At 74.4% G+C, this 25,451-nt stretch carries 23 protein-coding genes and 1 tRNA gene; 16 read left to right on the plus strand and 8 right to left on the minus strand.

Annotation, left to right across the window (positions count from 1 at the left end):
- The first annotated feature begins 4 nt into the window (after positions 1 to 4).
- From AC1DT4_RS09595 to AC1DT4_RS09615, 5 genes are all read left to right on the plus strand, one after another.
- On the plus strand, positions 5 to 766 hold the full coding sequence (locus AC1DT4_RS09595; protein WP_477089556.1) for a fructosamine kinase family protein: 762 nt from the start codon (positions 5 to 7) through the stop codon (positions 764 to 766).
- 104 nt (positions 767 to 870) lie between these two features.
- A complete protein-coding gene (locus tag AC1DT4_RS09600) occupies positions 871 to 1,776 on the plus strand; it encodes a matrixin family metalloprotease (protein WP_477089557.1) in 906 nt (301 codons plus the stop codon).
- 116 nt (positions 1,777 to 1,892) lie between these two features.
- Positions 1,893 to 2,537, plus strand: coding sequence for an alpha/beta fold hydrolase (locus AC1DT4_RS09605; RefSeq protein WP_477089558.1), 645 nt, complete (start codon positions 1,893 to 1,895; stop codon positions 2,535 to 2,537).
- 54 nt (positions 2,538 to 2,591) lie between these two features.
- The gene (locus AC1DT4_RS09610) at positions 2,592 to 3,941 is read left to right on the plus strand and encodes a DNA polymerase IV (RefSeq protein WP_477089559.1); all 1,350 of its coding nucleotides are present in this window, start codon (positions 2,592 to 2,594) and stop codon (positions 3,939 to 3,941) included.
- Positions 3,938 to 4,333 carry a cupin domain-containing protein gene (locus AC1DT4_RS09615; protein WP_477089560.1) on the plus strand — a complete coding sequence of 132 codons (396 nt, stop codon included), beginning with the start codon at positions 3,938 to 3,940 and terminating at the stop codon, positions 4,331 to 4,333. Before AC1DT4_RS09610 ends, AC1DT4_RS09615 begins: the two co-directional genes overlap by 4 nt.
- On the opposite strand, the gene AC1DT4_RS09620 is transcribed toward AC1DT4_RS09615, so the two are convergent.
- Genes AC1DT4_RS09620 through AC1DT4_RS09635 form a run of 4 tightly spaced genes read right to left on the minus strand, consistent with a single transcriptional unit; the run spans position 4,284 to position 6,438 of the window.
- Entirely contained in the window at positions 4,284 to 4,574 is a 291-nt protein-coding gene (locus AC1DT4_RS09620; RefSeq protein WP_477089561.1) for a YciI family protein, read from the minus strand. The genes AC1DT4_RS09615 and AC1DT4_RS09620 overlap by 50 nt on opposite strands.
- A gap of 12 nt (positions 4,575 to 4,586) precedes the next feature.
- Entirely contained in the window at positions 4,587 to 5,393 is an 807-nt protein-coding gene (locus tag AC1DT4_RS09625; protein ID WP_477089562.1) for an alpha/beta fold hydrolase, read from the minus strand.
- A 29-nt stretch (positions 5,394 to 5,422) separates the two neighbouring features.
- Positions 5,423 to 5,845, minus strand: a complete 423-nt coding sequence (locus tag AC1DT4_RS09630; RefSeq protein ID WP_477089563.1) for a ChaB family protein — start codon at positions 5,843 to 5,845, stop codon at positions 5,423 to 5,425.
- Positions 5,846 to 5,886: 41 nt separating this feature from the next.
- Complete coding sequence (locus AC1DT4_RS09635) at positions 5,887 to 6,438, minus strand: DUF1269 domain-containing protein (RefSeq protein ID WP_477089564.1); 552 nt, start codon at positions 6,436 to 6,438, stop codon at positions 5,887 to 5,889.
- 76 nt (positions 6,439 to 6,514) lie between these two features.
- On the opposite strand from AC1DT4_RS09635, the gene AC1DT4_RS09640 reads away from it, so the two are divergent.
- The 5 genes from AC1DT4_RS09640 to AC1DT4_RS09660 all read left to right on the plus strand — a co-directional run bounded on the left by AC1DT4_RS09640 (position 6,515) and on the right by AC1DT4_RS09660 (position 10,586).
- Complete coding sequence (locus AC1DT4_RS09640) at positions 6,515 to 7,273, plus strand: helix-turn-helix domain-containing protein (protein WP_477089565.1); 759 nt, start codon at positions 6,515 to 6,517, stop codon at positions 7,271 to 7,273.
- A gap of 83 nt (positions 7,274 to 7,356) precedes the next feature.
- The gene (locus AC1DT4_RS09645) at positions 7,357 to 8,487 is read left to right on the plus strand and encodes an epoxide hydrolase family protein (RefSeq protein ID WP_477089566.1); all 1,131 of its coding nucleotides are present in this window, start codon (positions 7,357 to 7,359) and stop codon (positions 8,485 to 8,487) included.
- Positions 8,488 to 8,577: 90 nt separating this feature from the next.
- Positions 8,578 to 9,198, plus strand: coding sequence for a dihydrofolate reductase family protein (locus AC1DT4_RS09650; RefSeq protein ID WP_477089567.1), 621 nt, complete (start codon positions 8,578 to 8,580; stop codon positions 9,196 to 9,198).
- A 4-nt stretch (positions 9,199 to 9,202) separates the two neighbouring features.
- Positions 9,203 to 10,261, plus strand: coding sequence for a DNA glycosylase AlkZ-like family protein (locus AC1DT4_RS09655; protein WP_477089568.1), 1,059 nt, complete (start codon positions 9,203 to 9,205; stop codon positions 10,259 to 10,261).
- A 127-nt stretch (positions 10,262 to 10,388) separates the two neighbouring features.
- Entirely contained in the window at positions 10,389 to 10,586 is a 198-nt protein-coding gene (locus AC1DT4_RS09660; RefSeq protein WP_477089569.1) for a hypothetical protein, read from the plus strand.
- A 174-nt stretch (positions 10,587 to 10,760) separates the two neighbouring features.
- Here the strand turns inward: AC1DT4_RS09660 and AC1DT4_RS09665 are convergent.
- A tRNA-Leu gene (locus AC1DT4_RS09665) sits at positions 10,761 to 10,843 on the minus strand.
- Between the two features lie 145 nt (positions 10,844 to 10,988).
- Between AC1DT4_RS09665 and AC1DT4_RS09670 the strand changes: the two genes are divergently transcribed.
- Entirely contained in the window at positions 10,989 to 12,215 is a 1,227-nt protein-coding gene (locus AC1DT4_RS09670) for an AI-2E family transporter (protein ID WP_477089570.1), read from the plus strand.
- A gap of 28 nt (positions 12,216 to 12,243) precedes the next feature.
- On the opposite strand, the gene AC1DT4_RS09675 is transcribed toward AC1DT4_RS09670, so the two are convergent.
- The 3 genes from AC1DT4_RS09675 to AC1DT4_RS09685 are packed head-to-tail and all read right to left on the minus strand — an operon-like array spanning position 12,244 to position 18,645.
- Positions 12,244 to 15,846, minus strand: a complete 3,603-nt coding sequence (locus tag AC1DT4_RS09675) for an error-prone DNA polymerase (RefSeq protein WP_477089571.1) — start codon at positions 15,844 to 15,846, stop codon at positions 12,244 to 12,246.
- Entirely contained in the window at positions 15,839 to 17,683 is a 1,845-nt protein-coding gene (locus AC1DT4_RS09680) for a DNA polymerase Y family protein (protein WP_477089572.1), read from the minus strand. The genes AC1DT4_RS09675 and AC1DT4_RS09680 overlap by 8 nt, the downstream gene beginning before the upstream one ends.
- Complete coding sequence (locus tag AC1DT4_RS09685; RefSeq protein WP_477089573.1) at positions 17,680 to 18,645, minus strand: hypothetical protein; 966 nt, start codon at positions 18,643 to 18,645, stop codon at positions 17,680 to 17,682. The genes AC1DT4_RS09680 and AC1DT4_RS09685 overlap by 4 nt, the downstream gene beginning before the upstream one ends.
- Before the next feature lie 238 nt (positions 18,646 to 18,883).
- Between AC1DT4_RS09685 and AC1DT4_RS09690 the strand changes: the two genes are divergently transcribed.
- From AC1DT4_RS09690 to AC1DT4_RS09710, 5 genes are all read left to right on the plus strand, one after another.
- Entirely contained in the window at positions 18,884 to 19,552 is a 669-nt protein-coding gene (locus tag AC1DT4_RS09690) for a Pr6Pr family membrane protein (RefSeq protein ID WP_477089574.1), read from the plus strand.
- Positions 19,553 to 19,559: 7 nt separating this feature from the next.
- The gene (locus AC1DT4_RS09695; protein WP_477089575.1) at positions 19,560 to 20,084 is read left to right on the plus strand and encodes a YbhB/YbcL family Raf kinase inhibitor-like protein; all 525 of its coding nucleotides are present in this window, start codon (positions 19,560 to 19,562) and stop codon (positions 20,082 to 20,084) included.
- Positions 20,081 to 20,647: a YbaK/EbsC family protein gene (locus tag AC1DT4_RS09700; protein ID WP_477089576.1), complete on the plus strand. Its 567-nt coding sequence runs from the start codon at positions 20,081 to 20,083 to the stop codon at positions 20,645 to 20,647. The genes AC1DT4_RS09695 and AC1DT4_RS09700 overlap by 4 nt, the downstream gene beginning before the upstream one ends.
- A 54-nt stretch (positions 20,648 to 20,701) precedes the next feature.
- Positions 20,702 to 22,009, plus strand: a complete 1,308-nt coding sequence (locus AC1DT4_RS09705; protein ID WP_477089577.1) for a Fic family protein — start codon at positions 20,702 to 20,704, stop codon at positions 22,007 to 22,009.
- Positions 22,010 to 22,084: 75 nt separating this feature from the next.
- The gene (locus AC1DT4_RS09710) at positions 22,085 to 25,444 is read left to right on the plus strand and encodes a hypothetical protein (protein ID WP_477089578.1); all 3,360 of its coding nucleotides are present in this window, start codon (positions 22,085 to 22,087) and stop codon (positions 25,442 to 25,444) included.
- Positions 25,445 to 25,451 lie beyond the last annotated feature (7 nt).

A 25,451-nucleotide genomic window follows, 5' to 3' on the forward strand; every position in this document is an offset into this window, starting at 1 on the left:
AGCGATGGACGTCTTCCGCAAGCAGCGGGTCGGCGCGCCCGCGGGCTTCTTCGCGTGCGAGGCGGCGGGCCTCGACTGGCTCCGGGCCGCGGGCGGCGCGCGCGTGGTCGAGGTGCTCGGGGTCGACGACGACGGGCTCGACCTGCGCCGGCTGGCCCCCGCCCCGCCGACGCGCCCGCTGGCGGCCGCGTTCGGGCGCGACCTGGCCCGGACGCACGCGGCGGGCGCCCCCGCCTTCGGCAGCCCGCCGGACGGGTGGGCGGGCGACGGGTTTTTCGGGCCGCTCGACCAGCCTCTCCCGATGCCCTCCGGCGCCCACGGCGGCTGGGGCAGCTTCCTGGCGGAGTGCCGGCTCGACCCGCTGGCCGTGGCCCTGCGCGAGGCCGGGTCGCCGGAGCCGGCCGACGCGGTCAGCCGGGTGGCCGACCGGGTGCGGTCGGGCGCCRTCGACGACGACGAGCCGCCGGCCCGGCTGCACGGCGACCTGTGGGCCGGCAACGCCGTCTGGACGGTCGACGGGGTCACGCTGATCGACCCCGCGGCCCACGGCGGGCACCGCGAGACGGACCTCGCCATGCTCGCCCTCTTCGGCTTCCCGTTCCTGCCGGACGTCCTCGCGGGGTACCAGTCGGTGCGGCCGCTGCGCGCCGGGTGGCAGCGCCGGGTCGGCCTGCACCAGGTGTACCCGGTCGGCGTCCACGCGCTGCTGTTCGGCGGCGGCTACCGCGCGCAGCTGCTGCGCCTCGCGGGTGAATGGGGCGCCTGACGGGTGCGTGACGGGGGCGATCGCCCCGCGCGCGCGACTGCGGCATGTGCGATCCTGCGCGGACCGACGCGCAGAGTGTGGAGGAGTGCAGGGGTGGACGCAGGGTGAGCGCAGGCGACCCGCAGGGACTCAATCCCTGGGTCGGCGCGCGGGGCGACGAGCCCTTCCCGCCGCTCCTGCCGCACCCGCGCGGACCCCTGGAGGACCGGGTCGTCCGCTTCCTCGGCCCCGCGGTGCGGGTGCGCCGCGGCCCGCGCCTCGGCTTCCTCCTCGTCGTCGCCCTCATCGTCGGCGTGCTGGTGGTCGGCGGCCGCTGGTGGATGGCGACGGCCACGATGTTCGGCCCGCCGTCGGGCCTCGAGGAGGCCTCCGTCCCGCTGGGCGCGCCGCCCGCCGGGCACCCGGCGGACGGGGTGTTCGCGTTCACGACGATGCAGCCCGACGGGAACGGCCCGGTGGCGTACAGCCCGTGCCGGCCGATCCACTACGTCGTGCGGCCCGACGGGGCTCCCCTCGGCGGCGCGGAGTTCATCACCGCCGCCGTCGCCACCGTGTCCGCGGCGACGGGGCTCCGGTTCGTCGACGACGGCGCGACGGCCGAGGCGCCGAGCCCGGACCGCGAGGCGTACCAGCCCGACCGCTACGGGAAGCGCTGGGCACCCGTGCTCGTCGCCTGGTCGGCGCCCGACGAGACCCCGGAGCTGGCCGGTGACGTGGCGGGGATCGGCGGGTCGGCCGCGGTGACCCGGTCGGGGCGGTCGGTGTACGTCACGGGATCGGTCACGCTCGACGCCACCGACCTGGGCACCCTGATGGCGACGCCCAGCACTCGCGCGACGGCCCTCGGCATCGTGACGCACGAGTTCGGCCACCTCGTCGGCCTCGACCACGTGGACGACCCCACCCAGCTCATGTACCCGAGCACCAGCACGTCCGTCTCCGGCTTCGGGACGGGCGACCTGGCGGGGCTCGCGGCCCTCGGCAGCGGCGAGTGCGCACCGAACGTCTGACCGAACCCTCCACGCCGCCCACGCACGCTCTCTCACGGAACTCCCAGGTCCGGTGGGTACGCTCGCCGCGCCCACGAAGGAACTCCGAGGAGACCGCCATCCACCGTCGACCGATCGTGCTCGTGCACGGCACCCGGACGTCGTCCGTCATCTGGCGGCGACAGGTCGAGGCGCTCGAGCGTTCCGGGCACCCGACGGTGACGCTGGACCTGCCCGGGCACGGGCGCCGGTCGCACGAGCGGTTCAGCCTCGAGGGCGCCCTGGTCGCCATCGACGAGGCCGTGGACTCGTGCTCCGAGCCGCCGCTGCTGGTCGGCCTCTCGCTCGGCGGCTACACGAGCCTGGCGTACGCCCGCCGGCACGAGGACAAGGTCGCGGGCGTGGTTCTGGCTGGCTGCTCGACGGAGATCAAGGGCAAGCCGCTGCACACCTACCGCCGCCTGTCCGGGATGGTCACCCGGGCCCTGCGCCTCGGCGGCGGTGACTGGCACGTGGTGACCGACATGCTCGCCGCGATGTCCGGCTACTCCCCGCTGACCGACCTGCGCCGCACCGCTCTGCCGGTCTGGCTGGTCAACGGCAGCCGCGACCCCCTCCGCCTGGACGAGCGCCGGTACCGCGACGCCCGTCCCGGCACGCGCCTGACGGTGGTCCCCGGTGCCGGGCACGACGTGAACTCCCACGCGCCGGTCGCGTTCAACCGCGTCCTGCTCGACGCCCTGCACGAGCTGCGCCACCGCGGCGGCCTCGCGATCGCCTGACGGCCCGCTGCGCCGCGGTGCGGGAAACCGTGTCCCGCCAGGCACAGTAGGGGCGTGGACCCCGCGCACCTCGCCGACGCCTCACGGCTGCGCACCCGGGCGACAGTCCTGCACGCAGACGCCGACTCGTTCTTCGCGGCGGTCGAGCAGCGCGACAAGCCGTCGCTGCGCGGCAAGCCCGTGCTGGTCGGCGGGACGGGGCCGCGCGGGGTCGTGTCGACCGCGTCCTACGAGGCGCGGCGGGCCGGCGCCCGGTCCGCGATGGCGATGAGCCGCGCGCGCCGCCTGGCCCCCGCCGCCGCCGTGCTGTTCCCCCGGTTCGAGGCGTACTCCGCGTACTCGCGGATCATCATGGCCACGCTCGGCACACTCTCGGAGCTCGTCGAGCCGCTGAGCATCGACGAGGCGTTCGTCGACCTCGAGGCCGGCCCGTTCGCCGACGACCCCGCGGCGGCGGCCGCGGACGTCCGCGCCCGGATCCGGGAGCTCACGGGCCTCGCGGTGTCCATCGGCATCGGCCGCACCAAGCTCATCGCCAAGCTCGCGTCGGACGCCGGCAAGCCCGACGGGCTGCTCGTGGTCGAGCCCGCCGACGAGGACGACTTCCTCCTGCCGCTGCCCGTGCGCGCCGTGCCCGGCATCGGTCCCGCGACGGCGGCCGCGCTCGAGCGCCTCGACGTCCGCACGGTCGCCGACCTGCGCCGCCAGGAGCTCGACGTCCTCACCATGACGGTCGGCGAGTCGTCGGGCGCCAACCTCTTCCGCCTGGCCCGCGGGATCGACCCCCGTCCCGTGGCGCCCGGCGGCGAGCGCAAGTCCGTCGGCGCAGAGCGCACGTTCGCGGAGGACATCTTCGGGACGGACCTGATCGCCGCCGCGATCGACCGCGTCACCGACGAGGCGCTGCGCCGGCTGACCGCGCACGGCGGTGGCGCCCGGACCGTCGTCGCCAAGGTGCGGTTCGCCGACTTCACCACCCTGACCCGGTCCGTCACGCTGCCCCAGCCGTCCGCCGAGCCCACCGAGCTGCGCGCCGCCGCGCACCAGGCGGCCCGCGCCGCGGGGATCAGCGACTCGGTGCGGCTGCTCGGGGTCTCGTTCCACAACCTCTCCGCGCACGCCCAGCTGACGCTCCCGTGGGGCGACGACGAACCGGCGCCCGTCGTCGAGGATCCCCCCGACGGCCCGACGACCCTCGGACTGCTCACCGAGGCGAACGCGCGCCCGGGACTCGACGTCGAGCACGCGACGCTCGGGCGCGGCTGGGTGGTCCACGTCCGTGGGCGCCAGGCGACCGTCCGGTTCGAGAGCGTGGACACCCCGCCGGCCCGCTCGCAGGTGGTCGACCTCGAGACCGACCCGCTCCTGCTCGTGCCGCCCCTGGCTCCTACGCTCGACGCATGACAGCCGCACCGCGCAACATCGTCGCCGCGCTGGAACAGGTGCCCGAGCCGTGGCAGCCGCACCTGCTCGCCCGGTTCAACGACCACGAGCTCAAGGTGGTCAAGCTGCACGGCGAGTTCGTGTGGCACACCCACCCCGACACCGACGAGATGTTCGTCGTGGTCGCCGGCTCCCTGACGATCCAGCTGCGCGACGGCGACGTCGTGCTCGGGCCACAGGACGTCTTCGTCGTCCCGCGCGGCGTCGAGCACTGCCCGCGGGCAGACGGGGAGGTGTCGGCGCTGCTGGTCGAGCTCGCCGGGACGGCCAACACCGGCGACGCGGGCGGCCCGCGCACCGCCGTCACCCGGGAGCTCGGCCCCGACCGTCCAGCCGGATCGTCCACGGCGTGATCGAGGCGACGACGAGGTGCGTCCCGCTCCACGGGTCCCGCGCCAGCGTCGTCCGCACCTGCTCCACGGAGTCGGCGTCGACGGCGTGCACCACGCGCACCTCGTCGGCCAGCGGGCCTCCGAGCACCAGGAAGCCCTCGTCGACAAGCCCGTCCATGAACCGCGCGTGCTCGGTCCAGCCGACCTGCTCCTCCAGCGGACGGGTGACGTCCCACAGGGGACCGGACCGCGTGAGCACCACGAGGAACATCGCCTACCGCCCGGCCTGGGTCAGCGCCTCGACGCGGGCGGCCACCTCGGGCCACGCGCGCTCGGGCGGCACCCCGTGCCCTGCATCGGGGACGACGAGCAGCTCCGCACGGGGGATCTCCCGCGCCAGCGCCTCGCCGTGCGCGAGCGGGAACAGGGGGTCATCAGATCCGTGCACGACGAGCGTCGGCGCGGTGATCTCGCCCAGGCGGTCGCGCCACGATGGTCCCGGGTCGACCAGGAACGGGTTGGTCGTGGCGGCCCGCACGTCCCGTGCCCGGTCCGCGGTGCGCTCCGCGATCTGCCGCTGCAGGGACTCGTCGAAGCCCGCCCGCTGGAACGGCCGCTCGAGCTCGGTGAGGTAGGCCACCACCGCGTCACGGTCGTCCCAGTCCGGTTCCGGCGACCCTCCGTCGAAGAACGCCCGCAGCTCGTCCGACATCCCCGGCAGGTCGCCCGACCCCGGGGTGCTGCTCACGAGCGTGAGCGCCGAGACGCGGTCGGCCGAGTCGATCGCGAGCTGCTGGCCGACGAGGCCGCCGCCCGAGACGCCCAGCACGTGCGCGCGGTCGACACCCTCGTCGTCCATGAGCGCGAGCACGTCCGCGACGTTGTCGCTCGTGTCGTAGCCCGGCTCCCCCACCGGCCACGAGGTCGAGCGGCCCTGGTCGCGCGCGTCGAAGCGGAGCACCCGGTGGTGACGAGCCAGGAGGTCGACCAATCCGTCCGGCCACGCGACGAGCCCGCAGCCCGCGCCGTGCACCAGCACCAGCGGCTCGCCCGTCCCCCGCACGTCGACGCAGAGGCTCACGCCGTGGGCCACCTCGACCATCCGCTCGGTCACTCGAGCGCCCGGCGGCTGCGGCGGTCGTTCTCCTTCTCGATCGCCTCGACGAGCTCGCCCTTGCTCATCCGCGAGCGCCCGTCGATCCCGAGCTCCTTCGCCACGTCGTACAGGTGCGCCTTGCTCGCGTTGGCATCGACTCCGCCGGCCGTGGGCGCGGTCGAGCCGTAGCCCTCCTCGGCGTGCTGGTCGGACGGCCCGTACTCCTGCTTGGGGCGCCAGCTGTCGCCGACCTTCTCGTGGGTGTGCTTCAGCGCGGCGAACGCGACGCGGTGCGCGCGCTCCTCGTCGCCGTCGTACTGCTCGATCGCCGCGTCGTACGCGTGGGCGTAGGTGCGCTGCGCCTTCTCGTCGGAACGCTGCAGCGTGCTCGGCAGCTCGCTCTGCTTGGCGGCGCCGGATCGGGTCGTCTTGGGCACAGGACGATCGTGACGCCCCGATCCGGACGCCGCCAGCGCAGCTACTTCGTCTCGGCCTGCGCCTCGTCGGCCGCCGCCTTGATCTCGTCGGCCTCCGCCTTGTCGATGGCCTTCTCGACGATCGCGTCGGCCTTGTCGAGCGCCTTGCGGATCGCGACGGCGCCCGGGTCGGAGACGAGAGCGACGATGCCGGAGTGTCCTGGAGCGATCGAGTCCTGCAGCTCCTCCGCCAGTCCCTTGCGGTTGTGGAGCTCGCGCGCCTTGCCCGTGGCCGCGCCCACCGCACCCAGCACGGCAGCGCTGCCGATGATGGACGGCGGGAAGATCAGGCCGAGCGCGACGCCGCCGACGACGCCCCAGGACAGGCCCCGGCGCGTGCTGTGGTCGGTGGCCTTCTGGATCTCGAGCTTCCCGTCCGCGTCGCGCTTGACGACGATGACGCCCTCGATGTCGAGGGTCTTGCCGTCCTCCACCGACTTGAGCGTCTCGTAGGCCTGCCACGCCGTGTCGGTGTCCGTGAAGTCCGCCACGAAGAGGGTGAAGGCGCCGTCGCTCAGTGCGGCGACGACATCGGTGGGCTGATCGTCCGACATGAAGTGCTCCTTGTGGTCCGTCGATGTCTGACTTGGTGCGTGATCGACCGTAGACCTGACCAGCGACTCTGCGCACGTGCCGACCACGCTGCGCGGCGACGTCGCACGGGCCACCCTGTCGCGAGCACGGGCCGGTCTACCCTGGCTGGGCATGGGCTTCCTCTACGAGGAGAGGACCTCGGCCTCGCCGTTCGTCGACGTGGTCTGGCACACGCGTGACGCCACCGACGGCACCTACCTCGCGTCGGCCGACGCCCGCTGGGACATGATCTTCACGATCACGGGGCACGGCCGCCGCGTCCTGCTCAGCGGCCCGTCGTCGCAACCGACCGTGGTCCCGTACACCGCTGGCAACGTCAACACGGGCATCCGGTTCGCCGCGGGCACCTACTTCACCCACGTCCCCGTGCGCACCATGTGCGACCGCACGATCGCCCTCTGGATGCCGTCACCGACGACGTTCCTGCTGGCCGGCAGCACGTGGCCGTTCCCGGACCTCGAGGGCGTCGGCGTCGACGCCCTGGTGGACTCGCTGGCTGAGCGCTGCCACCTGGCCCACGACGACGTCGTCGAGGCCGCCCTCGACGGCGCTCCCGTGCCGCTGTCCCCCCGGTCGGTCGAGCGGCACTTCACGCACGTCACGGGAATGAGCCCGCGGCACGTCCGCCAGATCGCGCGCGCCCGCGAGGCCGTGGCGCGCCTGCAGGGCGGGCACCCCATCGCGGACGTCGCCCAGGAGCTCGGCTACGCCGACCAGTCGCACCTCACGCGCGACCTCAAGCGGCTCACGGGATACACGCCCGGCCAGTCGCAGCAGCGCGACGAGCCCGTCTGAGCGGGTGTCGCCCCGGTTCAAGACGACGCGGGCGCCGGCGGCTTGACTCGAGGGGACACCACCTCGGAGGGGAAGGCATCGCCATGGACATCCGGCCGTACGAGATCAGCATCCCTGACGCGGACGTCGACGACCTCGTCGACCGCCTCGGCCGCACCCGGTGGCCGGCCGAGCTCACGTCCGGGTGGGAGCGCGGCACCCCGGTGGCGTACGCCCGCCGCCTCACCGAGCACTGGCGGACCTCGTTCGACTGGCGCACCCAGGAGCGGCGGCTGAACCGGATGCCCCAGTTCGTCGCCGACGTCGACGGGCAGCCCGTGCACGGCCTGCACGTGCGTTCGGACCAGGACGGCGCGATCCCCCTGCTCCTGTGCCACGGCTACCCGGCGTCGTTCGTCGAGTTCGCCACCCTGGCGCCGCTCCTCGCCGAGCCGGCCGACGGCCCGGCGTTCCACGTCGTCGCCCCGTCGATCCCGGGCTTCGGCTTCTCGACGCCGCTGACCGGGATCGGGTGGGACCTCGGCCGGACCGCGCTGGCGTTCGACCGGATCATGACCGGGCTCGGCTACGACCGCTACGCGGTCTTCGGCGGCGACGTCGGCGCCGGGATCAGCGAGCAGGTGTGCCTCGAGGCAGGTGGCCGGGTGATCGCTTCGCTGGTCGCCACCGACCCCGGCGCGATCGCGACCGCCTACACGCCGCCGACCGATCACCTGACCGCCGAGGAGAAGGAGCGGCACGAGGCGCTCAAGGCCGCCCGCTCCGAGGACTTCGGGTACCTGCAGGTCCAGACCACCCGGCCCCTGAGCGTCGCGTACGGGCTCACCGACTCCCCCGCCATGCAGCTGACGTGGATCGCCGAGAAGGTCCGCGAGTGGACCGACCCCCAGCGCGAGCTGCCCGAGGACGCCGTCGACCTCGATGACCTCCTCACGCTGGTCAGCGTGGCGTGGTTCGGCCGGGGCGGCGACGGCGCGGCGAACCTGCTCTACGAGGCGGCGCACGCCCCCGCGGCCTGGGGCCGCCGGCACGACCGCCCGCAGGGGATGGTCGCGTTCGGCGACGAACCGCTGATGCGCCGCATCCTCGACCCGGACGGTCACCTCGCCTACTGGGCGGAGCACCCGCGGGGCGGCCACTTCCCCGCCCTGGAGCGTCCGGAGGAGCTCGCCGCCGACCTCCGCGCGTTCCTGGCGTCGGTGCTCGTCGGCTGAGGGCCGCCGTGCCCTGGGCAGATGTGGGTGGGATGCGGTCTGATCGTGTCGAGAGACCGCGCCGTGCGGTCGCGCTGACTGGAGGACCCGATGGCGACGCTCGTCTCCACCCTGTTCATCTCCCTCGACGGTGTGGTCGAGATCGACCCCGCCTGGCACTTCCCGTACTTCGACGCGAACATGGGCGCCGCCGTGGGGGACGACTACGCCGGGACCGACGTGCTGCTGCTCGGGCGTGTGACGTACGACAGCTTCGCGGGCGCGTGGCCGGGCCGCGAGACCGCCGGCGGCGAGGACGCCACGTATGCGGCGCAGCTCGGTGACATGCGCAAGGTCGTCGTCACGCGCGGGACCCAGGACCTCGGGTGGCGCAACGCCGAGCCGATCCAGGGCGACCTCGTCGAGGCGGTCACGGCGCTCAAGGCCGAGCCCGGCGTCGAGAAGGTCCTCGTGGGCGGCTCGGTCTCCGTGGTCCGCCAGCTGCTCGCCGCGGGGCTGCTCGACGAGCTCCGCCTGCTGGTGCACCCGGTCGCCGCTCGGCACGGCGAGCGGTTGTTCGACGAGGGCGAGCCGATCTACCCGCTGCGGCTGCTGCGCTCCGACGTGTTCCCGACCGGGGTCGTCCGGCTGATCTACGCTCCGAGCCAGCTGCCCGGCGCCGAGGGGTACGACGACGTCACCGACAAGCTCCCGGGCGCCGACGAGGGCTGACGCCGTGGCGATCAGCTGGCCGCAGGCGCTCGCGTGGCGGCTGCGGCGCCACCTGCTCGAGCCGGTCGGCGACGGCTCGGCCGCGGACGTCGTGCATGCCCTGGGTGCCGTCCCGACCCAGAACGACGCCGCCGAGCTCGCCGTCGGCATCCGGCGCCGCAGCGCGCGGCCCGGCGACGTCACGCGCGCCCTGGCCGACGGCGAGCTGGTCATGACGTTCGCCTTCCGCGGCGCCGTCCACCTGATGACGCCCGAGGACGCGGGAACCTACCTGGCCCTGCGCGGCGACAGCCGGATGTGGGAGCTGCCCAGCTGGCAGTCGTACTACGGCCTGGCCCCGTCCGACTGGCCGGCGTTCCGCGAGTCGGTCCGCGACGCCCTCGCCGGGGGTCCGCTCACGATCGACGAGCTGGCGGCGGCGGTCACGTCGCGCCCCGCGTACCGCCGGCTCGACGTCACGTGGACCCTGCTCAAGGCGCTCGCGTGGCAGGGCGACCTGTGCTTCGGACCCAGCCGCGACGGGCGCCCGACCCTGCAACGCCTGGACACCAACCCGCGGTGGACCGGGCTGCCCGACGTCGACGAGGCGGGGCCGCGCGCGATCGAGGCGTACCTCCGGGCGTACGGACCCACCACGACCGACCACGTGCACCGCTGGCTCGGCGAGGGCCTCGGCGCCGCCCGCAAGCGCCTGCGGACCTGGATCGCCGGGTTCGGCGAGCGCCTGGCACAGCTCGACGTGGACGGCGAGCCCGCCCTCGTCCTGCGCGAGGACCTCGACCAGCTGACCGCCACGGCGCCGACGACGGCCGTCCGACTTCTGCCCCGCTACGACCAGTGGGTCCTCGGACCCGGGACCGCGGACCCGCACGTGGTCCCGCCGGCTCATCGCCAGGAGATCTCGCGGGGGGCGAACGTCGTCCTCGTCGGCGGCGTCGTGAGCGGCACCTGGACCCCGGAGGGCAACGAGGTCGCCGTCACCTGGTTCCCCTCTGCCCCGTCGGTCGCGGCCGAGGATCTGGCTGCGGAGGCCCAGCGCATCGCGCCGCTCCTGGAGCGGTAGGCCCCTTTTGTCCGGATAGCAAGACCGCTAGTGACGTCGGCGTCCTGCCGTCGCATCCTGTGGGGACGTCGGCACCGAGACCGGCGTGGGACCGGCACCGGCGCCGGCGTGAGCTGGGCGGTCGACGATGACGAACCCGCGAGTGATCGCGCTGTGGGCGGCGCCCGCCGCCGCGCTCCTGCTCCTCGTCGTGCTGGTGGCGTCGCGCGAGCCCCTGTGGACCACCTGGCCGGGCACCGCGGTGCGCTTCGCCGGCTTCCTGGCCGTCGCCGCCGGGATGTACGCGCTCGCCGGCCGCTGGGAGCGCCGCGCCGCCCGCCGCTGACCCCCGTCAGCCCATACCGCGGTCACGACGCCCCTGCTCCCGGGCTCTCCGCACGGCGACAGTCTCCCGCGCGCGCTGCACGGCCGACCCGGCCGCAGGCGGGTCCAGGAACGAAGAATGCCCCCGATCCGCGTCTCCGCAGATCAGGGGCACTTTCGTCGCTGTCTCAACGAGTGTCCGGAGGGGGACTTGAACCCCCACGCCCTTTCGGGCACTAGCACCTCAAGCTAGCGCGTCTGCCATTCCGCCACCCGGACAGGTGGACCGCAGGGCACCCGGAGGCGCCCTCAGGTGCGGCAGAAAAGATAGCACGGCGCGGCGCCCGGGCACGCATCGCCCCCGCGAGGCAGACTGGCCGCAGGCGCCGAGACAGGACGTCATCGGCTTGACGCAGGGAGCCCCATGACGGACGCCAGCAGCTCGACCGGACGGGGTGCGTCCGGCCCCGCCGCACGCAAGGTTGCCGGCGCTCGCCGCAACCCGAGCGCGTACGGGGTCGAGCACACCGCCCCGCGGTGGTTGCGCAGCGCTGCCGGCACCTCGTGGCGGCTTCTCGTCGTCATCGCCATGGTCGCGCTGATCTTCTACGTCACCGGTCGCGTGCAGCTCCTCTTCGTCGCCCTGTTCCTGGCGTTCGTGTTCACCGCGGTCCTGCGGCCGGTCGTCGACTTCTTGGCCCGCACGATGCCGCGGGGGCTGGCGACGGCCCTGGCACTCCTTGGCGGCATCGTGTTCTTCCTCGGGCTCCTGACGTACGTCGGGTACTCGATCGCGAACCAGTGGACGGACCTCACCAAGCAGTTCAGCGATGGCATCGGCCAGATCACGGACTTCCTGGAGAACGGGAACCTGCCGTTCACCATCACCAACGAGCAGATCGCCGAGTGGATCAGCAACGGGCAGAAGTGGGTGCAGGATCACGCCGGCGACCTGGCGGGCCAGGCGGCCGCCGGGGCCGGCTCCGTGGTCGAGGTGTTCACCGCGCTCGCGCTGGCCATCTTCTGCACGGTGTTCTTCCTGGCCCGCGGGCGCGAGATGTGGACGTGGTTCCTCAACCAGCTGCCCGCCCGGGTGCGCGAGAGCTGGAAGACGGCGGGCGGCGCCGGCTGGTACACGTTCTCCGGCTACACGCGCGGCACGGTGATCATCGCGGTGACCGACGGTGCTCTCGCCTTCATCCTGCTGACCGTCCTGCGCGTGCCGCTGTCCGCGCCGCTCGCCGTTCTGGTGTTCATCGGCGCGTTCATCCCGCTGATCGGTGCCCCGGCCGCCATGGTCGTGGCGATGATCGTGGCGCTCGCCGCCAACGGGCTGCTGTCGGCCGCGATCGTCGGCATCGGCATCGCGCTCATCGGTCAGTTCGAGGGGCACATCCTGCAGCCGATCGTCATGGGCAAGCAGGTGTCGATCCACCCGGTCGTGATCGCACTGGCGGTCACTGCGGGAACCCTGACGGCGGGCATCCTCGGCGCCGTCATCTCCGTGCCGCTCGTGGCGGTGTGCTGGGCGATCTTCTCCCGGCTGCGGACCCTGGACCCGCCGATGGAGGAGGAGGACTCGGACGACGAGGTCGAACCCGTCGACGATGCTCCGCAGCTCGAGGACGACGAGGTCGTCAAGCAGCCCTGAGCGTCACCACCGCCACGTCGCGGCCGCGTCAGCGGAAGTCGCGTGACGCCGACCGGACCTTCAGCGACATCGCGCTCAGGTGCTCGGCCACCAGGTTGGTCGCGCCGTCCGACCGCTCCAGCCGGCCCCGGACGACCAGCGCCCGCGACGTGCGGGCCACCTTGCGGAACTTCTGCCACAGCCCCGCCGAGCAGATGACGTTGAGCAGCCCGGTCTCGTCCTCGAGCGACAGGAACGTGATCCCGCCCGCCGTGCCCGGCCGCTGCCGGTGGGTCACGACGCCGGCGACAGCGACCCGGCGCCCGATCTCGTGGGTGTACGCCTGCTCCACCCGGAGCACCCCGGCGGCGTCGAGCCCGTCGCGCACGAACTGGGTGGGGTAGGAGTCGACGGAGACCCCCGTCGCCCAGACGTCGGCGGTCGCGATCTCCACGTCGCTGAGACCCGGCAGCATCGGTGCGCTCACCCCCACCGAGACCCCCGGGAGGGTGTCCGGGCCCTCCTGCGCGAGCGCGCCGGCCGCCCACAGCGCCTCCCGGCGCGTGACCCCGAGGCTGTCGAGCGCTCCGGCGGTGGCGAGGGCCTCGAGCTGCGCGGTCGAGAGCTGGACGCGCCGGACCAGCTCCCGCAGGTCCGCGAACGGGCCTCGTGCGCGACGCTCGTCGACCACGCGTCGTGCGACGTCCTCCCCCACCGACCGCACGGACGAGAGGCCCAGCCGGACCGCCAGCGCGCGCACGCCGTCGCCCGTCCGCACCCCCGGCGCGGTGACAGGACCGGTCCCGCTCGGCGTCGGCACCAGCCGCGGTTCACCGCCGGAGGGCGTCGGGCCGAGCCGCTCGACGACCGCGAGCACGTCGGACGCCTGCACGTCGGGGCGCAGCACCTCCAGGCCGTGCCGGCGGGCGTCGGCGGCCAGGCTCTGCGGCGAGTAGAAGCCCATCGGCTGCGCCGCGAGCAGCCCGGCGTAGAACGCCGCCGGGTGGTACACCTTCAGCCACGCGCTGGCGTAGACCAGGAACGCGAACGAGTACGCGTGCGACTCGGGGAACCCGAAGTCGGCGAAGGCCTTGAGCTTGTCGAAGATCTCCTGCCCGGTCTTCTCGTCGATCCCGTGCCCGGCCATGCCGGACATCAGCCGGCCGCGCATCGCCTCCATCCGCTCGGTCGACCGCTTGGACCCCATGGCCCGCCGCAGCTGGTCGGCCTCGGCCGGCGTGAAGTCGGCGACGTCGATGGCCATCTGCATGAGCTGCTCCTGGAACAGCGGCACGCCCTTGGTCTTGGCCAGCGACTTCTCCAGCAGTGGGTGCAGGTACGTCACGGGCTGGCGGCCGTGCGCGCGCTCGATGTACGGGTGCACCGAGCCGCCCTGGATGGGGCCGGGGCGGATGAGCGCGACCTCGATGACGATGTCGTAGAACGTCCGCGGCTGCAGGCGCGGCAGGGTGCCCATCTGCGCGCGGGACTCCACCTGGAACACACCCACCGTGTCGGCGGCGCTGAGCAGGTCGTACACGCGCGGGTCCTCGGCAGGCAGCCCGTGCAGGTCCAGCTTCCTGCCCTCGTGCTCCTGCACGAACCCGAACCCGATGCGCAGCGCGGTGAGCATGCCGAGGCCCAGGAGGTCGAACTTCACCAGCCCCGCGTCCGCGCAGTCCTCCTTGTCCCACTGCAGCACCGTGCGCCCCGGCATCCGTGCCCACTCCACCGGGCACACCTCGATGACCGGCCGGTCGCACATCACCATGCCGCCCGAGTGGATGCCCAGGTGCCGCGGCAGCCGCAGGAACCGGTCCGCCAGGTCGATGACCTGCTCGGGGATCTCGTCGAGGTCGCTGGCCGCAGGAGGCCGGATCGCCGGGACGACGTCGTGCCCGTCCGCCGTCGCCAGGCCGGGCGTGTCCACGCCCTTCGGGGCGCGCAGCATCGAGGGCGGCTCCCACGTGTTGCCCCACATCGAGGCCTGCGTCCGCCGACGATCCTCGCGCGCGGTGCTCACCGCGGCGGGCGGCTCGGGCACCGGGCCGGTGTGCCCGGCGTGCGGGCGCGCCTGCCGACGACCCGGCCCCGCGGACGGCTTCTCGGGCGGCGGCGTCGGCGCGGTCGACCGCAGGCTTCCCCACCGCTCGATCGACTGCGCCCATGCGTCCTGCTGCCCGGCGTCGTACCCGAGCGCCCGCGCGGCGTCCCGGACCGCCGACCGCGGGCGGTAGGAGATGACGTTGGCCACCTGCGCGGCGTGGGTACGTCCGTGCTTCTCGTAGACGTACTGGATGACCTCCTCGCGCCGTGCGGACTCGATGTCGACGTCGATGTCCGGCGGCCCGTCCCGCTCGGGCGCGAGGAAGCGCTCGAACAGCAGCCCGTGCCGGACGGCGTCGACCGCGGTGACCCGCAGGGCGTAGCAGACGGCCGAGTTGGCGGCCGAGCCGCGGCCCTGCGCCATGATCCCGTTGCGACGGCAGAAGTCGACCAGGTCGTAGACCACGAGGAAGTACCCCGGGAAGCCGAGGTCCTCGATCACCCGCAGCTCGTGCGCCAGCTGCGCGTACGCGCCGGGGACCTTCTCCGACTCCGGCGGTCCGTACAGCTCGAGGGCGCCGCGACGGACCAGCTCGCGCAGCCACGTGGCCTCGGTGTGGCCGGACGGCACCGGGTAGGGCGGCAGCTGGGGCGCGACGAGCGACAGGTCGAACGCGCACTCGTCGGCCAGGTCCGCCGCGGTCACCACCGCCGAGGGGTGCCGGCGGTGCAGCGCGAGCATCTCGGTGGCCGACCGCAGGTGCGCCATCGGGCCGCCGGGCAGCCAGCCGTCCAGGTCCTCCAGCGAGGACCGGGCACGGACCGCTGCGAGCGCAGCGGCCAGGTCGGCGTCGCGCGGGGTGGCGTAGTGGACGTTGCCGGTGGCGACGAGCGGGAGCCCGGCGTCGGCGGCGAGGAGCGCGAGGGCGTCGGCGCGGTCGGAGTCGTAGGGGTCGCCGGCCGCGGTGATCTCGACGGCCACGTTGTCCCGCCCGAACAGCGCGACCAGCCGGTCGAGCTCGGTCCGCGCAGCCGCGACCCAGGTGGCGCTGACCCCGGCGACGCCCGACGGGTCCCCGCCCGCGAGCGCGCGCCGGACGGACCCCTTGCGGCAGCCGGTGAGCACGAGCCACTGCCCGGCGGCGGTCGCCGCGAGCTCGTCCAGCCGGTAGTCGGCCGCGCCCTTCTGGCCCGTGCGCAGGTGCGCCTCCGCGATCGCGCGGGACAGGGCTCGGTACCCGTCCGGCCCGCGGGCGAGCACGAGCAGGTGCGACGCCCGCGGGTCCGGGATGCCGGTCGGCAGGTCGAGCACGGGCGGTCCGGGGGTGGCGCGCGCCTTCTCCCGCGGGTGCCGGCGACCGTCCGGGGCGGGCAGGTGCAGCTCCGCGCCGAACACGGTGGGCAGCCCGACCGCCTTCGCCGCCTGCGCGAACCGGACGACACCGTAGAGGCCGTCGTGGTCGGTGAGCGCGAGAGCCCCGAGCCCGAGCCGCGACGCCTCGGCGGCGAGCTCCTCGGGCTGGCTGGCGCCGTCGAGGAAGCTGAACGCGGAGTGGGCGTGCAGCTCGGCGTACCGGGGCGGGAACTCCGCAGCCCTCTCAGTCATAGGTCGCCTCGCACGTCCACCCGCTCGCCGTGCACGCCAGCAGCACCGCGCGACCGTCGTCGAAGGTCACCTGCAGGTGCGCCCGCAGCCCGGGGCGGTCGTCGGCGGTCACCCACCAGCGCTCGCTCAGCAGCCACGGCCCGGCCCACCCGACCACCGCGCGCGGGGCGGTGTCCGCGGACCGCACGCGCTCGAGGGCGGCGTCCCACGACTCGGCCCGGCCTCGTCGACGTCCGCCGGCGCTCGGCGCTCCATCGACCCGACCGCGCTGTGGCGCGACGTCGTCGTCCCGCGCCGGCGGCAGCCACCGCACCCAGGCCGGCTCGCCGCGCATCCCCCTGCGCACGTCGAGCACGACCGGGACCCCGGAGGCGTCGCGCACGTCGACCCGCTCCGGCGGTTCCAGCACGGTCGCGGGCGCGGGGTCCGGCAGCCGCCCCGGCCAGGGCCGGTCCACGGGCCGTGCCGGTTCCGTCTGCTCGCCCCACGGCCGCAGGTGCACCTGGTCCCGCACGTCGCGCCCGCCCTGCAGGGTCGCGACGAGCAGCCCCGCCCCGCCGACGATCCCCTGCACCCGGTCGAGCGCCCGGTGCGCGCGCAGGTCACCGCCGGAGGGGCCGCCCCACAGCCGCCCCTGCTCGGCGCCGGCCGGTGCGACGTCGAGGGCGGTGACCGCGAGGTGGACCAGCGTGACCGCCCGCGTCTCGTCGTCCGGCCACGGGTTGATGGGCAGGTCGTCGTGCGCCCACGGGTCCCGGCCCGACGTGACGGCGTCCCGCGCGGTCCGTGCACGGGCACGCCCGGCGGGGTCGTCGGCCGCCCGCGCCCGGGCCGTCTCGACCGCGCTCGACGCCAGCCAGCCCTCGAGCTGCCAGCGGATCCGGTCGGTGATGCGCGCCGGGGTCAGCCCACCCCACCCGCCGAGATCCGTGCGCCAGGTCCGTACCAGGTCGGTGCCCTCGTCAGTGCGCGCAGCGATCTGCAGGCGCCCGCAGGTGACGGAGTGCTGCACCAGCAGCGCGTGGAGCTCCTCGGCCAGCCGGCGGCCGGCGAACGTCGCCGAGTCCACGCGGTCGAGCGGCGGGTCGAGGTCCGTGGCCACCTCGAGGTCCKCCTCCGGCCGCCGGCGCGCGGGCGGCCGCTCGTCGTCGCCGCGCGCGAGCAGCTGCGCCCAGGCACCGAGCCGCCCGAAGCGGGCGTGCACGTCGGTCGGTGGCAGCGCGGCGAGCCGGCCGAGGGTCCGCAGCCCCAGGCGGTGCAGCAGGTCGACCAGCTCGGCCACCGCGGAGGCCGCCTCGTCGGTGACCGCGGCGTGCACCAGCTCGCTCACCCCGCGCGGGGCCAGGTATGCCGCCGACCCCCCGGGCGGCACCACCGCACCGGTCCGGGCGGCCAGCACGGCCGCCAGCAGCCCGTCCGCCGTGCCGACCGCGCACTCGTGCCCGGACCCGGCCGCGACCGCGTCGATGAGCTTCTCCGCCAGCGCGTCCTCCGAGCCGTGGTACCGGCTCGCGCCGCCCGCGGGCAGCAGCAGCATCCCGGCGCGGACCACCTCGATGCCGGCCACCACGGTCTCGGCCGCCGCCGCGACCGGCTCGAACAGCCGCACGTCGCGGGCGTCGTCCGCCGGCAGCAGCACCAGCTCGGGGCAGACCCCCTGCGCCTGCCGCCGCCGCATCCCCCGGCGCACGCCCTCCGCCCGCGCGAGGGCGGACACCGCGGTGAGCTGCCGGCCGTCGTGCACGGCGGTCGGCTGGTGCGGCGGCACCTCCTCGGAGGTCGCCGCGGCCACCACCGGCCAGTCCGGGACCCACAGGACGGTCGTGCGCGTGCTCATCCGACGAGCCTCAGGCCGGGTGCGGGCGCCGCCTGGGCCGGGACCTGCGGGACGGTCGACGACCCGATCGGCAGGGTCAGGTCGAGCGCGCGCGGCACGGCGGCGCTCCCCCGGCCGGTGCGGACCAGCCGGATCTCGTGCGTGCGCAGGCGCCCCTCGCCCGCGTCGATCCCCGTCCACCGGCCCGACTCGACCGTGAGCACCACGCCGGCACCGGGCCAGTCGACGGTCGACAGCAGCACGGCCCCGCGGTCCCGGGCGCGTGCCGACAGCTTGCGGCGCTCGGCGTCGGTCAGCGCGACCTCGGGGCCGACGACCACCACGTCCACCCCGTCGAGCAGCGCGGCCACCACGGTCGGCGCCTCGAGACCCGGCCGCGGCACCACGGCCAGCCGGTCGAGCGACACGCCCGCCTGGGCCGCCGCGAGCAGGCCGACGGTGGGCTGCCCGACGACCGCGGCCCAGGCACCACCGGCGCACGCGTGCGCGAGCAGCGCCAGCACCAGCGAGGTCGATCCCGTGACCACCGTGGTGCCGCCGCGGCGCAGGCCCTCGGGCAGGATCGGCACCAGCGGCGGCGGCACCGCCATCGGAGGGCGCTCGCTGGTGATGACCCCCGTGGTCGGCGGCTCCGGCGGGCCGGCGAGGTCGGGGACCAGCGCGACCGCTGCGGGGGCCGAGGTCGTGACGGGGGCCGCGTGCAGGCTCGGGGCCGGGTGCAGGGTGGCCGCCGCCTCGCGCACCGCGGGCTCGGCCGGTCCGGCACCGACGTGCCCGCGGTCGCCTGCCCCGCCTGCTGCACGGGCGACAGCCGTCGTCGCGAGGCCGCCCAGCGGCAGCACGCTGCGCGCCCCCGTGCGCTGCTCGGCGCGCGCGAGCGCAGCCCGTGCCCGCATGACCCGGTCCTCGCGGGACGGCGTGCCGGCGGCCGCGTCCGACACCACCTCCACTGCCACGTCCACCGCCTGCACCTCCCCTCGATCGGCCGATGAGAGGGTGCTCTCGAGACCTTCATCGAACATCTGTTCGAAGTATCTCAGTACACGCTGACATCCCGGAGGTGTCAATCCGCCGTCGCCCGTACGGACCGCGGTCGACCGGTCAGCGGCGTGCCCGCAGCGCGACGCCGCAGGTCTCGGCTATGTTCTCGTCGCCCGGCAGCGTGGCCGGCGCCGGACAACATGGGCACGGAGGCACGTCATGGGAGTCGTCGTCGGGATCTACCGCCTCGCACTGGCGGCGATCACGTTCCTCGCCCTGTTCTGGGCGCCGAGCACGGGCGTCACGTTCGACCTCGAGGACTACGTCTACTTCACCAACCAGTCGAACCTGCTGCTGGCCGTCGTCATGCTCTGGGGCGGCATCACCGTGCTCGCCCGCCGGGTCGAGCCGCCGCCGTGGCTGTTCGGCGCGGTGACGCTCTTCATCCTCATCACCGGCCTGGTGTCGTACCTCATCCTCGACCCGGCGCCCCCGGGCGAGGAGGTCGTCGCGCTCGGCCTCACCCACGACCAGCTCGTGCACCGCCTGACGCCGATCGCCGCGTTCGTGCACTACCTGCTGATGGTCCCGCACCGCCGCCTGCGCATCCGCAACGCGGCGTACTGGCTGCTCTACCCGGTGGCGTACTGCGCGTTCACCACGATCCGCGGCGTGCTGAGCCCCGGCAGCGACTACCCGTACGGGTTCATCGACGTCTCCGAGCTGGGCTACGGCGGGCTGCTGCTCAACGTGCTCATCTACGGCGTTGGCTTCTTCGTGCTCGGCCTCGCACTCGTCGGCATCGACCGGCTCCTGCCCGCGCAGGCGATCATCGGGCGACGCGTGCCCGAGCCGACCCCGCGCGCGCCGCTGGTCCCCGCGGAATGATGTCGGCATGGCCGTGAACCTCACCCGTCCCGTCGCGCCCGACCCCTACTCCCTGCTCCCGTCGGTCCCCGACTTCACGCTGACCAGCGCCGACTTCCGGCACGGCGAGCGCCTCCCCGACGTGCACACCAACACCGACGCCGGCAGCAACGTCTCGCCGCAGCTGTCGTGGGAGGGCTTCCCGGACGGCACGCAGTCGTTCCTGGTCAGCTGCTTCGACCCGGACGCACCCGGCCCCGCCGGCTGGTGGCACTGGACCGTCGTCGACGTGCCCGCGACCACCACGTCGCTGGACACGGGAGCCGACCTGCCCGGCGGTGCGTTCGCGCTGCGTGGCGACGACGGCGAGGCCGCCTACCGCGGCGCCGCGCCCCCGCCCGGGGACCAGGTGCACCGGTACTTCTTCGTCGTGCACGCCCTCGACGTGCCGTCCCTCGGGTTCGGGCCGGACACGATGCCCGGCGCCGCGAACACCGCCGTCGTCTTCCACACCCTCGCGCGCGCGGTCCTGGTGGGGACCTACCAGCGGTGAGCCTCGGCACGCTGACCTGGGTGCGAGCCCTCGACCGCCCGGACCTGCTCGCCGTCTCGACCCTGGCCACGATCACGGCCTGGGCCGCGCAGGACCCGGAGGTCGCCGACGCGGTCCTGGTCACGCAGATCGACCCCGACCTTGCGGACACGGCAGCGCTCACCGAGGCGTACGCGCTGCCGCCGGCGGCGTCGGCCAACTGCGTGCTCGTCGCCGGCCGGCGCGAGGGCGAGGAGCGCGTCGCCGCGGCCGTCGTGCGCGCGACCACGCGCGCGGACGTGAACGCCACGGTCAAGCGGCTGCTCGACGTGCGCAAGGCGTCGTTCCTGCCGATGGACCGGGCGGTCGAGGAGTCGGGGATGGAGTACGGCGGCATCACGCCGCTGGGCCTCCCGCCCCGCTACCGCGTCCTGGTCGACGCGCGCGTCGCCGTGGACGACCCCGTGGCCGGGCCGGTCGTGATCGTCGGCAGCGGCGTCCGCCGGTCGAAGCTCGCCCTGCCCGGCGCGCTCCTCGCGCGAGCGCCGGGCGTGGAGACCGTGGACGGCCTCGCCCTCGGATAAACTTTCCTCGAGTAGCATCGGAGTCAACTTTACGACGCCGTCGAGGAGGTGCCCATGGGCCGCTACGTCACGCTGCAGTGGACACCGCGCACCACCGACGGGGTCCCGCGCCGCTACACCCGCTCGGGTGCCTACCAGTCCTTCGTCCCGGACTCGCTGCTGGACCACGACGCTCCGCTGGACGCCGCCACCGGGGCGCTCCTGGACGAGGCGGAGCGCAGCGCGCGCGAGGCGGCCGACCTCGCCGCGCACGTGGGCGTCGGGCAGATCGGCGACCTCCTCGTGCGCTCCGAGGCGGCGGCGTCCTCGCTCATCGAGGGCTACGAGCCGACGCCGCGGGCCGTCGCCGTCGCGGACTTCGTGGCGCGCGGCCGCGAGTCCGCCGTCACCGTCGCGCGCACGCTGCACGCCGTGCGGGAGTCGGTCGAGCGCGCCCGCGACCCGGAGGTGTCCCTCGTGTGGGACGTCGTCGAGCTCCAGCGCCTGATCGCGCCGCGGCACGCCGGCGTCCGGACGGAGCCGGTGTGGATCGGCGGCCGGACGCCGCTCGAGGCCCACTACAACGCGCCACCGCACGAGCTCGTGCCGGCGCTGCTCGACGACCTGGACGCCTACCTCGCCTCGCGACGCCACCGGCCGGTCCTCGCCGCCGCCCTCGCGCACGCGCAGCTGGAGACCATCCACCCGTTCGCCGACGGCAACGGCCGTGCGGGCCGCGTGCTCATCGGGACCGTCCTGGCCCGCTACGGCGTGGCACCGCAGATCACCCTGCCCATCAGCACCGCGCTGTTCCGTGACCGCGAGCGCTACTACGCGGCGCTCGACACCTTCCGCCGCGGGGACGGAGGGGCGGCGGTCGTCGCGGTGATCGCCGAGGCCGTGCACGCCGCGGCCGGCGACGCGATCCGGCTGTCGGGCCAGGTGACGGCCTGGCAGCAGCGGCAGACCGAGACCCTCGACGCGTACCTGCGGGACAGGTCCCCGACCGGCCGGGTCCGGCGCGGGGTCGCGCACCGGCTGGTCACCGACCTCCCGACCCACCCGGTTCTCGACGCCGCATCCGTCGCGGCCCGGTTCGACGTCACCGGCGTCGCCGCCCGCAACGCGCTCGACTCCCTGGCCGCCGCGGGGGTGCTGCGTCCCGACCGGAAGGCGGACCGCACCCGGACCGTCTACGTCGCCACCGAGCTCCTGGACCTCGTGGCCGAGCCCGGCGCGACGTCGGACGCGGAGCCGGTGCCGGCCGTCGAGATTCCCGTGGCGCCGACCGGGCTCGAGCCCGAGACGGCGTGCGGCGCCTGGCTCCCCCGCGCCGGCCGCGCATGCCGCCTGCCCCGCGGTCACCGGGGCCAGCACCGCTGACCGGTATCTCCCGGACCGGGCAGCGGTCCTTCCCCCCGTGCCGGCGCACGGCCGACTCAGGGGGAGGGACTCGTCATGGGCGAGCTGCAGGTATGGGCCGACGGGGTCGCGGGGACGGTCATCGGCGCGGACGTCTGGAACGGGCGGACGGTGCTGGCCACCGACTGGTCGGGCGGACGGCTGCTGGCGCTGACGGTCGAGCGCGGTGAGCTGACCGAGTGGGGCGACGGGTACGTCCAGCCCGAGGGGGTCAGCGTCGTCGGCGACGAGGCGCTCATCACCGAGCGCGGCGGCACCCTCCTGCACCAGGACCTGCTCAACCCGGGTCGCGCGAACGCGACGGTGGTCGCCACCGGGCTCGGCGCACCCCATCAGGTGGTGCGTTCCGACGACGGCGGCGCGGCGCTGATCGCCGACCACGCAGGGGGTCGGATCGTGAGCGTGGACCTCGCGACCGGCGCCACGCAGGACGTCGTCGTCGGGCTGAGCCAGCCCGTGGGCGTCGCGGTGGGGCCGGCGGGCGAGCTGTACGTCACCGAGCAGGGCACCGGCACGCTGAGCCGGCACGACGCGGACGGGACCGCCTCGGTCGTCGTCGGCGGGCTGGTCTCGCCGTTCTTCGTCGCGTGGGCGGACCCCCTGCGCACGTCGCTGCTGGTCACGGAGCGCGCTCCCGCGCACCGGGTCGGCGTCGTCGACCTCACGGCGGCGGTGCCGGCGGTCGAGCGGCTGGTGGGCCGCGGCATCACGCAGCCCTCCCACGCGATCGTCGTGCAGGACCGGCTCGTCGTCACGGGCGCGAACCGGGTGCTGTCGCTCGACGCGTCCGCCGGCCTGCACGGCGGGGTGACGATCGGCGTCCCGAGCGGGCCGCTCTGGCCGGGCTCGTGGGCCGACGTCGAGATCGACACGGGCGTCACCGGCTGGACCCGCGCGGACCTCGACCTGGTCACCGACCCGCCGGGCGTCCTGACCCTCAGCGAGCACCCCGGCGCGGACGCCGACCCGACGCACCCGACCGTCCGGCTGCTCGCGCACGCCACGCTCGAGCGCACCGACGTGGTCGCGCGCGACGCGGCCACCCTGACCGAGCTGGGCCGCGCGACGGTCGAGGTCGGCTTCGACCCGACGTCCCCCGTGGACGGTCCGCCGCTGTGGATCGACGGGCCGACGCAGCCGCCCGTGCTGCACACCCTCGCGCTGACCGCGGGGGTCGACGACGCCGGCGCGAAGACGCCCAAGGACGCGGCCGGGACGAAGCTGACCGCGTGGCGGGTCGCCGCGATCCTCGTCGACACCTTGGACGCCCGCTGGCCGGCGGCGGTCTCGCCCGCCAACCCGGCGCCGACGATCGCCGACGCGAAGACCACCTGGCGCAACGTCCTCGTCGGCACCAACGGGGTCGACGCGTTCTACCGAGAGATGTCGGGCAACCGCCTCGGCATGCAGCTCGCCGGCGGCGCGGTGCAGGGGCCGGTCGGCCTGGACGGGACCTGGACCGACTGGTTCTCCATGATCACCGTCGGGGGCATCAGCCAGTGGATCGTCAAGGACGACGTGGTCCAGCGGGCGGTGTCGGGGGTGCAGGGCCAGGGCGGCATCGACTGGACGGCCGTCGACGCGGTGTTCCTGGTCTTCCGGTCGGCCGGTGGCAACTTCATCTGGCCGCGCGCGCAGAACAAGGTCTACAAGGTGCAGGTGAAGGCTCCCGACGGCTCCGACCGGACCGTGGAGATCGCCAAGGTCGGCATGCCGCACGACCAGCTGACCGCCCCGAACCTCGGCTTCACCAACGTCGAGGTCTCGTCGCACGAGCTCGGGCACACGCTCGGCCTGGCGGACCTGTACATGGACACCACGTTCACCACGTCGATGCGCAGCCGCGACCTGACCAACCACGAGCTCATGAGCGACCAGACCGGCCTGCCGCACCTGTCGGCCCGCCACAAGCTGCTGCTCGGGTTCCTCGACACGGGGCACGTGCGGTCGTTCGCCTACGGTTTCCAGGAGGACGTCACGATCGAGCTGGCGCCGCTCGCCGCCGGCCTCCCGACCGGCGGCCGGTTCGCCGCCGTGGAGCTCAAGGTCGCGCCGCGGCTCTCGTGGTTCTTCGAGTACCGCGCGGGGCAGCCCGGCAAGCTCGGCGACGGCGCCGCGACCGCGTTCCCGGGCGGAAAGGTCATGGGCTACAACGCCACGAGCTACGAGTTCCCGCCCGTGGTCGCGGACAAGCGTCAGCCGATCATCCTGCTGCTCGACGACGGCGACGGCGAGGGCTCGATCCTCGCGGCCGGCAACGACTACGACCACCTCGACGTCGAGGGCGACGCCCTCTCCCAGTTCCGCGTCGACGTCGTGTCGATGACGGCGACGTCGGCGAAGATCCGCGTGCGCGTGGGCAAGGTGGCCGCGCCCGACCCCTGGATCCAGGGCAACAACGGCGAGGCGGGCGACTACAAGAGCCCGGACATCGAGATCCGCAACGAGGTCAGCGACAAGGACGGCACCTGGCTCAACAAGCCGATCATCGGGCTCAACCGTCTCGTCGCGAAGGTGCACAACGGCGGCGGCCTGGACGCGCCCGACGTGTCCGTCCGGTTCAAGATCCTGCCGTTCAACACGGACGACCCCGACTCGGAGCGCTGGGACGATCTCGGCGACCCGGTGAAGCACGACATCGCCGCGGGCCAGACCGTCGAGTTCCAGACCGAGTGGTCGCCGGACCACGACGCGCACTTCTGCATCCAGGCGCGGATCGACCGCTACACGTCGATCCCGCGCGCGAAGGCGGACGAGCCCGACGTCGACAACAACCTCGCGCAGTCCAACTACTTCGACATCTACTCCAAGCCGTCGTCGCCCGCGTCACGCGAGGTCAGCGACGTGGAGGTCCACAACCCGTACCCGTACGCCCTCGACGCCCTGGTCGACGTCTCGCAGGACAGCACCGCGTACCGCTCGTACGTCGACCACCAGTGGCTGCACCTGGAGCCGGGGCAGACGCGCACGGTCCGGCTCGAGGTCGAGTCGAAGGCCACGACGATCTGGGACGCCGTCGAGCGCGAGTACCCCGACGGCCGGACGTGGCTGCGCAGCTGGCTGCCCGGCCAGGGGTGCGTCGCCCGCACGGGCTCGGGCGTCACGCTCGTGGCCCGCACGGCGGTCGCGACCGAGCTGCGCGTGGTCGAGCGGAGCCCCGGCGGCCTCCTCGTGCAGGTGGTCTCCCCCGCCGGCGCTCCGGCGCCGTCCACGGGCTCGGTGGCGATGCAGGTCGACTACGAGGACGAGCGGCACGACGTGGTCGTCGGCGACATCGAGAACGACGGGTTCGTGCACCTGCGGTTCGACCCCGTGCGCGGACGCGGCGTCCTGCACTTCTCGGGGACCCGCGGCTACGCGCCCACGTCCGGCATCGAGGTCGACCTGCCCGACTGACGGGCTA

The organism is Cellulomonas sp. P4_D11, assembly GCF_056401915.1.

Coding starts and splice junctions, on each gene's coding strand:
- AC1DT4_RS09635 (WP_477089564.1), bottom strand. CDS start 6,438: ATGTCGGACGATCAGCCCACCGATGTCGTCGCCGCACTGAGCGACGGC.
- AC1DT4_RS09690 (WP_477089574.1), top strand. CDS start 18,884: ATGGGAGTCGTCGTCGGGATCTACCGCCTCGCACTGGCGGCGATCACG.
- AC1DT4_RS09670 (WP_477089570.1), top strand. CDS start 10,989: ATGACGGACGCCAGCAGCTCGACCGGACGGGGTGCGTCCGGCCCCGCC.
- AC1DT4_RS09675 (WP_477089571.1), bottom strand. CDS start 15,846: ATGACTGAGAGGGCTGCGGAGTTCCCGCCCCGGTACGCCGAGCTGCAC.
- AC1DT4_RS09710 (WP_477089578.1), top strand. CDS start 22,085: ATGGGCGAGCTGCAGGTATGGGCCGACGGGGTCGCGGGGACGGTCATC.
- AC1DT4_RS09645 (WP_477089566.1), top strand. CDS start 7,357: ATGGACATCCGGCCGTACGAGATCAGCATCCCTGACGCGGACGTCGAC.
- AC1DT4_RS09695 (WP_477089575.1), top strand. CDS start 19,560: ATGGCCGTGAACCTCACCCGTCCCGTCGCGCCCGACCCCTACTCCCTG.
- AC1DT4_RS09660 (WP_477089569.1), top strand. CDS start 10,389: ATGACGAACCCGCGAGTGATCGCGCTGTGGGCGGCGCCCGCCGCCGCG.
- AC1DT4_RS09705 (WP_477089577.1), top strand. CDS start 20,702: ATGGGCCGCTACGTCACGCTGCAGTGGACACCGCGCACCACCGACGGG.
- AC1DT4_RS09650 (WP_477089567.1), top strand. CDS start 8,578: ATGGCGACGCTCGTCTCCACCCTGTTCATCTCCCTCGACGGTGTGGTC.
- AC1DT4_RS09615 (WP_477089560.1), top strand. CDS start 3,938: ATGACAGCCGCACCGCGCAACATCGTCGCCGCGCTGGAACAGGTGCCC.